Annotated in this window: 6 protein-coding genes; 5 read left to right on the top strand and 1 reads right to left on the bottom strand. The window is 60.1% G+C overall.

Annotated features, from left to right (window positions below; translation table 11 throughout):
• The 5 genes from BSF44_RS28520 to BSF44_RS28500 form a co-directional block, all read left to right on the top strand.
• The coding region (locus tag BSF44_RS28520; RefSeq protein ID WP_095946340.1) for a type VI secretion system Vgr family protein at nt 1-1,882 on the top strand (1,882 nt) is incomplete at its 5' end.
• The gene (locus BSF44_RS28515; RefSeq protein ID WP_095946339.1) at nt 1,882-3,687 is read left to right on the top strand and encodes a triacylglycerol lipase; all 1,806 of its coding nucleotides are present in this window, start codon (nt 1,882-1,884) and stop codon (nt 3,685-3,687) included. The genes BSF44_RS28520 and BSF44_RS28515, both read left to right, overlap by 1 nt.
• Nucleotides 3,675-4,907 (top strand): T6SS immunity protein Tli4 family protein, encoded by a 1,233-nt coding sequence (locus BSF44_RS28510; protein ID WP_095946338.1) that lies wholly within the window; start codon nt 3,675-3,677, stop codon nt 4,905-4,907. The genes BSF44_RS28515 and BSF44_RS28510 overlap by 13 nt, the downstream gene beginning before the upstream one ends.
• Nucleotides 4,908-4,995: 88 nt before the next feature.
• A complete protein-coding gene (gene tssM / locus BSF44_RS28505; RefSeq protein WP_095946337.1) occupies nt 4,996-8,616 on the top strand; it encodes a type VI secretion system membrane subunit TssM in 3,621 nt (1,206 codons plus the stop codon).
• A 10-nt stretch (nt 8,617-8,626) separates the two neighbouring features.
• Nucleotides 8,627-8,959: a hypothetical protein gene (locus BSF44_RS28500; protein WP_095946336.1), complete on the top strand. Its 333-nt coding sequence runs from the start codon at nt 8,627-8,629 to the stop codon at nt 8,957-8,959.
• A gap of 57 nt (nt 8,960-9,016) precedes the next feature.
• Here the strand turns inward: BSF44_RS28500 and BSF44_RS31210 are convergent, their stop codons facing one another.
• A complete protein-coding gene (locus tag BSF44_RS31210; RefSeq protein ID WP_371918301.1) occupies nt 9,017-9,313 on the bottom strand; it encodes a hypothetical protein in 297 nt (98 codons plus the stop codon).
• Nucleotides 9,314-9,625 lie beyond the last annotated feature (312 nt).

Here is a 9,625-nt window from a genome sequence, read left to right as displayed (position 1 = left end):
GAACCGCTTCCACTACACCGAACAAGTGCGCACCGCACGCCAGGTACAGCGCGACTACACCTTCACCCATCCGTACTACAACCAGCAGCACACCGCCACCGGCGACCAGGACCTGAACAACCAGCACAAGGACTATGAACGTTACGACTATCCCGGCCGCTACAAACGCGACATCGCCGGCAAGCCCTTCACCAAGACCCGCCTGGCCGCCCTGCGCAACGACGCCAAGCTGGCGCATGTGGCCGGTGACGATGCGCGCCTGCAACCGGGGCTGGCGTTTGATCTCAACGAGCACCCGCGTGAAGACTTCAACGACCGCTGGCGCACCATCGCCATCACCCACGCAGGCAAACAACACAGCAGCCTGGAGGAAGAAGCGTTCGGCAGCGGCAGCGGCACGTCCTACGAGATGCAGGCCACAGCCATCCGCTGGACCTCCGACTGGAAAGCCCCACTGCGTGACAAACCCTGCATCGACGGCCCGCAGATCGCCACAGTGGTCGGCCCGCCAGGGGAAGAGATTTATTGCGATGAATGGGGCCGGGTCAAGGTGCAGTTCCCGTGGGATCGCGCGGACAAAAACAACGACCAGAGTTCCTGCTGGATTCGTGTAGCCCAGGGTTGGGCCGGGGCGACCTGGGGCGCCATGGCCGTGCCTCGAGTCAATCAGGAACTGATCATCAGCTTCCTGGATGGCGATCCTGACCAGCCGATCGCCACAGGCCGCACCTACCGCGAGACCAATCTACCGCCGTACGAGCTGCCCAAGCTCAACGCCGTAGCGACGACCAAAAGTCGCGAGTTCAAGGGTACACGAGCCAACGAGTTGCGCATTGACGACACCACTGCGCAAATCAGCGCGGCGCTAATGAGTGATCACGAACATAGCGCGCTGCATCTGGGTTACCTCACTCATCCACGCCACTACGGTGGCGGAAAACCTAGAGGGGAAGGTTTTGAGTTGCGTACGGATGGTCACGGCGCGTTGCGCGCAGCAAAAGGTTTATTGCTGAGCGCTGAAGCTCAACTGAAGGCCGGTGCGGGTCAACTGGAACGCCAGCAGGTGATCGAGGTGCTGCAAGCCGCCCTGACCTTGGCCAAACAGCTGGGAGCATCTGCCGAAAATGCCCAAGGAATTGCCCGGGATTCACAGCCGCAACAGTCCCTGACTGATGCCGTGAATGCGTTGGGCCATGGTGCCAATGATCAGGCCAATGGCTCCGGCAATGGCACGCAACCCGTCATCGCGTTAAGTGGGCCTGCCGGCATCGCTGCCGCGACGTCCCGCAGTATTGCCATGGGTGCAGGCGAGCACATCGACAGCGTTGCGCAACAGAACCAGCAACTCACCGCCGGCAGGAAAGTGGTGATCAATGCAGGCGATGAGCTCGGACTGTTTGCCCAGGGTGGCGACATGCGCCATATCGCCCATAACGGCCAGCTGCTGTTGCAGGCCCAGCACAACAGCATCCATGTGCAAGCGGATCAAAGCGTGGAAATCAGCGCCAGCCAGCAACACGTGCTGGTGGCGGCAGACAAGCACATCACCCTGTTGTGCGGTGGGGCTTATATCAAGATGCAGGGCGGCAATATCGAGTTGGGAATGCCAGGCAATTTCACGGTGAAGGCTGCGAACAAGTACTTCATTGACCCAAGCAATGCCGCAACGGAACTCAATAGCTGGCCCAGCACATCGTTCAACGAACGCTTTCAAACCTTTTTCCCGGACGGTCAACCCATCCGCAACCGTGCCTACGCTCTGGTGCGCAAAGACGGCGCACGTTTCGAAGGCCGTACCGATGGTGATGGCTTCGTCACCCTGCAACAGGGCATGACGCTGGAAGGGCTTGTACTGGAATGGCTCGAGCAAGGAGACCTTTGATGACTGATAACCCGTCGACACCGCGCGTCGCCCCGATGACCTACAACGCCCGGGGTAACCCTGTGCATACCTGGACCCTGACGCCCAGCCATATCACCGACCCGGTGCACTGCATATTGCCGCCGGATGGGGTGCTGCCGGTGATTTTCGTGCCGGGGATCATGGGGTCGAATTTGAAGAGTAAGCCTGCTGAGCAGGAGAGCGAAGAGCAGGGAGAAGAGGGGGTACCCATCTGGCGGTTGGATGCGGGGTTCATGGGAAAGAACATGTGGTTGGCGAAAAACTGGATATTTAAAACACCAGGCGAACGTCAAAAAATTCTGCATCCGGTTCGTGCGGAAGTTGATAGAGAAGGAGCGGTGCCTAAACGCGCCGTAGGTACGGTCATTACCCAGCCAGAGCCAGACAAGAAAAAGGCAGCCTTGGCCCTGACCAAACGCTATCGAGAACGTGGCTGGGGCGAAGTCAGCGAAACCAGCTATCACGCTTTTCTGCTTTGGCTGGAAGACACCCTGAACAGCCAATTCCTGCCCCACCAATGGCCGCAATTCGACATCCGGCCGGAGCACTTGCACACCGTGGCCGTCGAGCCTGGGCCTACGCACATCACCCGGTTAAAACCTGAAATTCCCATCGCCATGCCGGGATTGGGCGCCAACCTCGCCAGCCAGTTGCCGTCGATACTTTCGGACGAGTTGGTGGCGCGTGGCGGCTACCGCATGCCGGTGCATGCCTGTGGTTACAACTGGCTGGACTCCAACGAACAGGCCGCGTCCAGGCTGGCCAAGCGCATCGACGAGCTGATGCACCAGTACGGTCGCAATTGCCAGCAGGTGATTCTGGTGACGCATTCCATGGGTGGGCTGGTGGCGAGGCGATGCGCGCAACTGCCGGGCATGGCCGACAAGATCGCCGGTGTGGTCCATGGGGTGATGCCTGCCATCGGCGCGCCGGTCGCTTACCGCCGCTGCAAAGTCGGCATGAGCGACGAGGACCCCATTGCCGGTGCGGTGATTGGCCCGACCGGCCAGGAGGTCACCGCTGTGTTTGCGCAGGCGCCTGGAGCCTTGCAATTGCTGCCCACCCAGGATTATGCCCCGGGGTGGCTGCGGCTGATCGACGAGCGAGGCGGGCCGGCCATGCCGCGCCAGCCGGAAAAAGACCCCTACGAAGAGATTTATCTGCGACGTGACCGTTGGTGGGGATTGCTGCGCGAAGAGTGGTTGGCTCCGAAGGATGGGGATCCGATCACGTGGAAAGATTTCGCGGATAACATCCGGAGCGCAAAGGAGTTTCACCAGGACATCGCTGGGTCATACCACCCGCAAACCTACGTCTACTACGGCAACGACGACAAGCACCCCAGCTTCGAATCCATCACCTGGGAAATGCGACGCGGGTCTCGTCTCAATGGCCCCCATGCCTCAAGCCCCGATGCCTTCACGGTGTCCAGCCTGCAGATGCATGAAGTGCGCGACGACGGACGCAGCCCGTTGTACGTCGGCGGGCAAGCCGAGGCCGTGCCACCCCTGCGCGGTGATCCCGACTCGCCGGTCAGAACCGTGCAGACCAGCTATTGGGAATTGCACTGCCGCATGCAGGACGGCACGGGCGACGGCACCGTTCCGGTGAGTTCTGGCCGTGCGCCGATCAGGCAGGCACGCAAGGATTCGATCCGCCAGCAAGTCCAGGCACCCGGCTTCGATCATGAAGCGTCGTACGCCAATCCGTTAACCCAGCAATTCACTCTTTACTCCCTCATCAAAATCGCAGCGAAAGCCAAGAGGCCGCTATGCGCCGGTTGACCGCTTTTTTTACAGGCCTGCTGTTGGGGGCGGTCGCCGGGTGCACCGCCTTCAAACAGCCCACCGAACAGGAGAAACAAACCGTGCACGAATTGACCAGCAACATGCGCACCTGGGCGCTGGGCCGAGGCCTGATCGATCTGCCCGCCAACTGGAGTGGTGGCGGGGATGTGAAGCTGTACTACGGATTGGGAGCTGATCACTCAAGCGTTGAGGTCTTGATCTTGGGGGAGGGCGTGACGCAGGAGCGATTTGATGCGGCCTTGCAGGAGCGGGCGCGTCGGATCTCGGCGGTTAAGAACTATAAGAATTCAGATGTGTCGATGCTGGTGTCGGCGAAAATGGCCTCACCCAGGGAAAAGTTGCTGCAGTACTACAAGCAAGCAACACGCCGCCAAACATTCGTTCATGAGTCTCATCTGCTGATCGATGACGTCTACGTCATGCTCAGAGCTCAATCCTACGACGGCGATACGGATCCCGTTCAAGCCCAACTATTAAAGCTGTCTAAGGAAATCTTCAAAGTCACCCCCGAAAATGCCGGCGCGGGGTTTGCGCTTGGGCCGATTGTGATTCGTAGTCACCACGATCAGGAGATCGCGACATTCAATTTTCGGCCTCCTGCTTCGGATGTCTCGCTCGAGGTTTATGTCAACGCGTTATCGCCTAGCCAAACGAAAAGCATAAAGACCCGGACCGAGGAGGGCGCAAGGGTTTTCCTCGCGGGTGATTATGAAAACCTGCGCACGAAGAAGATCACCCTCGCGGGAATGCCGGCGGAAGAATCCCTGATCGGCTTCAGCGACGACACTCACCGTCAAATCCTCTTCGGGGCCGAAATCTATCGTGAAAATCCCGCCCTGAATCGTCCAAGCATGAATTTTCGTATGTCGGCGGGTGGGATAAAAAGAACTCCAATCAATCCTGACAAACCCAAGGACTTAGTTCGCTGGACGCTTCCCCAATTCGCTAACAAAGGTTACGAACTGCCGCTCTGGCAACAACCCGCTTCACCAGATCCCGTCAACCCCTCCCTCACCGACTACGAAGCCATGGCCGTGTGGGATGCAATCCTAAAGTCCGTGCGCATTCGCTACGGCTCAGTCGCGCCCAAGCCGGACCCTTGGGCGAACGACCGTGGCCCAACGGCCGAGGAAGCGGCCGAAAACAAACGCATCCTCGATGAGTTCATCGCCAGCTTTGAAAAGCGCAAGCCATGACCATGGGCGTGGCGTTAGCGGGAGCAAAAAGGAACGCGTTCATGCTGTCTGTAGGCAATGAATTCTATAAATACGCTAGGAGCGATTCATGAAAACGGTCTGGAGTTACCTCATACGCTGGGGCCTGTCGCTGCTGCGCCAGTTCAATCAGGCGCTACCGGTGCTGGTGCTGCTGGGCGTGGTGTTCTTGCTGATCGCCATCTGGTGGCTGGGGCCACAGTGGACCTGGCGTGAGCACCAGCCGCTGGCCGACTTGGCGATGCGGGTCTCGGTCAGTGTGGTGGTGATCGTAGCGCCGCTGCTGGTCTGGGCGTGGCGTGTGCGGGAGCGTTACCAGCGTTTGCAAGTCGAACGCCAACATGAGGTTGCCCTACAAGCCGACCCCTGCCTGCCTTATATCGAAGCGCAGGAGCGGGCTCTGGATCGCAGCCTGGGCAACCTGCTGAACAATATGGAGCGCCGCCGTTCGCTCTATCAACTGCCGTGGTACCTGGTGCTGGGCGAGGAGAACGCCGGCAAGACCAGCTTGATCACGCGCTCCAACCAGAGCTTTGCCTTATCCCATGTGACCAAGGCCGGGGTCAGGGTGCACCAGGAAGAGCAACTGGCCTATCCGGTGGATTGGTGGATTGGTGACGAGGCGGTGTTGATCGATCCTCCGGGTGAATTTCTCAGCCACCCGGAGTCGACGGTCAGTGATGAGGAGCAGTCGGGCGCCGAGGGCAAGGTCAAACCGGTACTGCCCGCCGGCACCCATGCGCGCCTCTGGTCGCACCTGCTCGACTGGCTGACGCGCAACCGCAGCCGTCGGGCATTGAACGGCGTGGTGCTGGTGATCGATGTGCAGGCCTTGTTGGGGCAGCGTCCCGAACAACGCAAGGCCCACGCCAACCTGCTGCGCACCCGGCTGTTTGAGCTGACGCGGCAATTGGGCACGCGCCTGCCGGTGTACGTGACGCTGAGCAAGTTCGACCTGCTGGAAGGTTTCGAAGAGTTCTTCGCCCGCTTGTCGCGCAGTGGGCGCGAAGACCTGTTGGGCTTCACCTTCAGCCTGGACGCGGTGGATGATTTCGATGCCTGGCTGGCGGAACTGACACGCCAATACCAGGCCTTTGTCGTCTGCCTGAGCGAGCAAGTTTTTGACGGCGCCAGGGAGTCGCGCACATTGATTGAGCGCGATCGCTTGCAGGCGCTGGCGCACCAGGTGGCGGGTCTGCGCCCGGCGCTGTTTGGCTTCTTGAGCGAAATGCTTGGCAGCGATCGTTTCACCACCCCGGCGCTGGTGCGCGGGCTGTATTTCTCCTCGGTCTTGCAGCAAGGCACCCTGAGCAATGCCTTTGTAAAAGAAGCGGGGCAAGCCTACCAACTGCCGCCCCCACCACCTGAGGTCAAACCGGCCGGTGGCACGGTTATCTACTTTGCCCAGCAACTGTTCCAGCGGGTGATCTACCCCGAAGCGGGACTGGCGGGCGACAACATCAAGGTGGCCCGCAGCAAACGGCGCCTGTTGATCGCAGGGTTCAGCGTCGCGTCCCTCGGGTGTTTAGTGACCATCGGCACCTGGCAGTTTTACTTCAACATCAACCGCGACAAGGCGGCCAATGTATTGGCCAAGAGCCAGGAGTTCAGTGAGCGGGACATCGACGCCAAGGTCGACCCCACCGGGCGCAACCTGTTGCTGCCCCTGGACCAGATTCGCGATGCAGTGCTGGTCTACGGCGACTATCGCCAAGCGTGGCCGTTGTTGTCGGATATGGGGCTGTATCAGGGGAGGGCGATCGGCCCCACCGTGGATAAGGCGTACCTGAATCTGCTATCCAAGCGCTTCCTGCCGGCGATTGCCAGTGGTGTGCTGGATGCGATCAACACCGCGCCTGCGGGCAGCAATCAGCAACTGGCGGCCTTGCGCGTCTACCGCATGCTTGAAGAGCGGCAAAACCGCCGCCCAGCCATCGTCGAAGAATGGGTCGCCAGGCAGTGGCAGCGCGCCTATCCAGGACAGGGCCAGATGCAGGCCGATCTGATGGGCCACCTGGGCTACGCGCTGAAATACGCCGACGCCGACCTGCCGCACTACCGTGAACGCATTGCCCAGGTGCAACAGCAATTGCGCCAGTTGCCCATGGCCGAACGGGTCTACATGAGCCTGAAACAGGACGCTCTGGAGCGTTTGCATCGCCCGCTGGACCTGCGCAATGAGGTCGGCCCAGCGTTCGATATCGTCTACCGCCCGCTAAACACCGATCAAGCGGGCAGCGGCCTGCAGTTGCCACCGCTGCTTACCGCCAAGGGCTTCAAGGACTACTTCGAGCCTGGCACCGACGGCATCATCGAACTGGCCATGATCGACCAATGGGTGCTCGGCGAACGGCAGCGCCTGGACTACTCCGATGAAGACCGCAAAATTCTGACCCAGCGCATTCGCGCCCTGTACAGCGCCGATTATGTGGACAGCTGGCGGCGGGCACTGAATCAGTTCGCGGTCACCGATTTCGACGACCTCAGCCACGGTGTGGCCGTGTTGGAACAAGTCACCGGCCCGGCCGCACCGCTGCGGCGCCTACTGGAAACCTTGCGCGACAACAGCGTGATTTACCCGGCCGTGCCTTTGGCCGAAGGACAAGCACCACTGGCGCTGGACAAGGTATCGGACGGCCAACAGCAGGCCGCTGGTATTCGGCGCGCGTTCTCCAGCCTGGCCGAATTGATCACCGCGCAAGGCGAGCAGCCGTCCTACTACGAAGAAACCTTGCGCTCGGTCAGCGCCGTCTACGACTATGCCAAGGCCGTGCACGACAATCCCGACCCCGGTAAAGCCGCCCTTAAAACCGTGCTCAATCGCTTCTCCCTGGGCGGTGCCGACCCGATCGCCAACCTGCAACGCGTCGCCGTGGGTCTGCCCGAACCGCTGAACCAACAGGTCAAAAAGCTCGCCGACCAGACCTCGCAGGTGCTGGTGATTGCCGCCCTGCGCGAGCTGGAGAAACGCTGGGACAGTGAGATCTATAGCTTCTATCGCGACCGCCTGGCGGGCCGTTACCCGTTCAAGGCCAGCGGCGAGGACGCCTCGCTGGAGGACTTTGAAGCGTTCTTTGGTCCACAAGGGCGCCTGCAGCAATTCCACGATCAGTACCTGAACGTGTTCCTCAAAGACAACCTCGATGTGCTGTACTCCGACAGCCTCGGCGGCTATCTGGTGCGCAGCGACGTGCTGGAACAGCTGAAAAAGGTCGAGCGCATCCGCGACACCTTCTTCAACCATCGCGGCCACTTGGCCGTGCAACTCACCATCGAACCCCTGGCCCTGAGCGCCACCCGCCTGAGCAGCATGCTCAGCGTCGACGGCCAACTGATCCCCTACCAGCATGGCGCGCCGCAACGCACGGGACTGGTGTGGCCCAACAGCCTGGGCAACACCAATGGCAGCCAACTGACCCTGGTGCACAGCACCGGCAACACCGCCAGCCTGAGCTATCGCGGGCCGTGGTCGTTGTTCCGGCTGCTTAGCCGCGGGCGCCTCAATGGAAGAACCGACACCAGCGTGGACCTGACCTTTGCCGTTGCCGACGGGTTGATGCGTTATCGGGTTGGGGCGGAGAAGGCTAACAATCCGATTACGCAGCGCAGCTTTGAAGGGTTTGTGTTGCCGAGGACGTTGCTGGAAGAGCGACGTGGGAGAGGGCGCAGTGACGACGTTACGCAACGGTGAGGAGTCCCGCATGATGGATAAGACCGGTCGAGTCCGCAGCTTGAACTATTCGACTCAGGCCCTGGAGCAACTGGAAGTGTGCCTGCCATTGCTGGGCCAGAACCTTCCCGGTATTCGCACGGCCCACACGTTTGTTACGAAGCAACTGCGTGACAGCGTGAAATTCCTGTTGCCCAACTGTGCCGAGTTGATCGACATGAGCGAGCTGCGCCAGGCGCATGTCGACATGGCTCGCCTGCCGTATCCAGTGGTAGCCCTTGAAGCCCCCTGGGGCTGGCCGGACGGAGCCGGTGGTGACAAACACGGTGGCTCCGCTCATCCAAGCGTATCGCCCTGTGCTTGACCATGTCCCCGGAAGTCGCCAATTGGCTGCCGGATACGAACAAATTTGTTGGCCTCGTCATAGGGGAGGGCTGTGTGGTGTTTGACCTTCTGAATCTTGGTTTGCGGGGTAGCAGATGGTCAGGTGGCCCTTCCAGCGCGCCAGGTTCTCTCCGCTGCGGCGACTGCGAACCGTGGCCCAGTCCAGTACGGACTCGATGCGGCCACGCACGCGGGATGCGGTCTCGGTCTTTTCCGTCCAGACGGGTTCAATCGCTTGCATGATCGGTCCCGTGTCGATGGCACTCACCTGCAGATGGCGTGGATTGGGTTCTCTGCTGCCTCGATGCTTTATATGGATGCTGGAGGTTCTCATGGTGGCAGCCTGGGCGCATTGGTAAGGAAGAAAAATTTTCAGGTGGGGGGTTGACCGCGTATTTTAATGCTGTACTATTCGCCTCCCGCTAACGAGCAGTTTGATGTTGCTCTTGGCTTAAGTAGTTGATTTTGTTGAAAAATCAGAAGCTTTTAAGGTTGCAAGTTGAAAAGATGCGCTGTAAGATGCGCGCCTCGGTTGAGACGAAAGATCTTAACCAACCGCTCTTTAACAACTGAATCAAGCAATTCGTGTGGGTGCTTGTGGAGTCAGACTGCTAGTCAACAGATTATCAGCATCACAAGTTACTCC

The sequence above is a fragment of the Pseudomonas sp. ACN8 genome (genome assembly GCF_002303925.1).
In the GTDB taxonomy this organism is placed as follows: Bacteria; Pseudomonadota; Gammaproteobacteria; order Pseudomonadales; family Pseudomonadaceae; genus Aquipseudomonas.
Note: the sequence above shows the minus strand (reverse complement) of the source record. Positions and strands in the feature narration are given on the sequence as shown.

Excerpts from the sequence above, each read along its gene's own strand:
- BSF44_RS28510 (WP_095946338.1), top strand. The coding sequence starts at position 3,675 with ATGCGCCGGTTGACCGCTTTTTTTACAGGCCTGCTGTTGGGGGCGGTC.
- BSF44_RS28500 (WP_095946336.1), top strand. The coding sequence starts at position 8,627 with ATGATGGATAAGACCGGTCGAGTCCGCAGCTTGAACTATTCGACTCAG.
- BSF44_RS31210 (WP_371918301.1), bottom strand. The coding sequence starts at position 9,313 with ATGAGAACCTCCAGCATCCATATAAAGCATCGAGGCAGCAGAGAACCC.
- BSF44_RS28515 (WP_095946339.1), top strand. The coding sequence starts at position 1,882 with ATGACTGATAACCCGTCGACACCGCGCGTCGCCCCGATGACCTACAAC.
- tssM (WP_095946337.1), top strand. The coding sequence starts at position 4,996 with ATGAAAACGGTCTGGAGTTACCTCATACGCTGGGGCCTGTCGCTGCTG.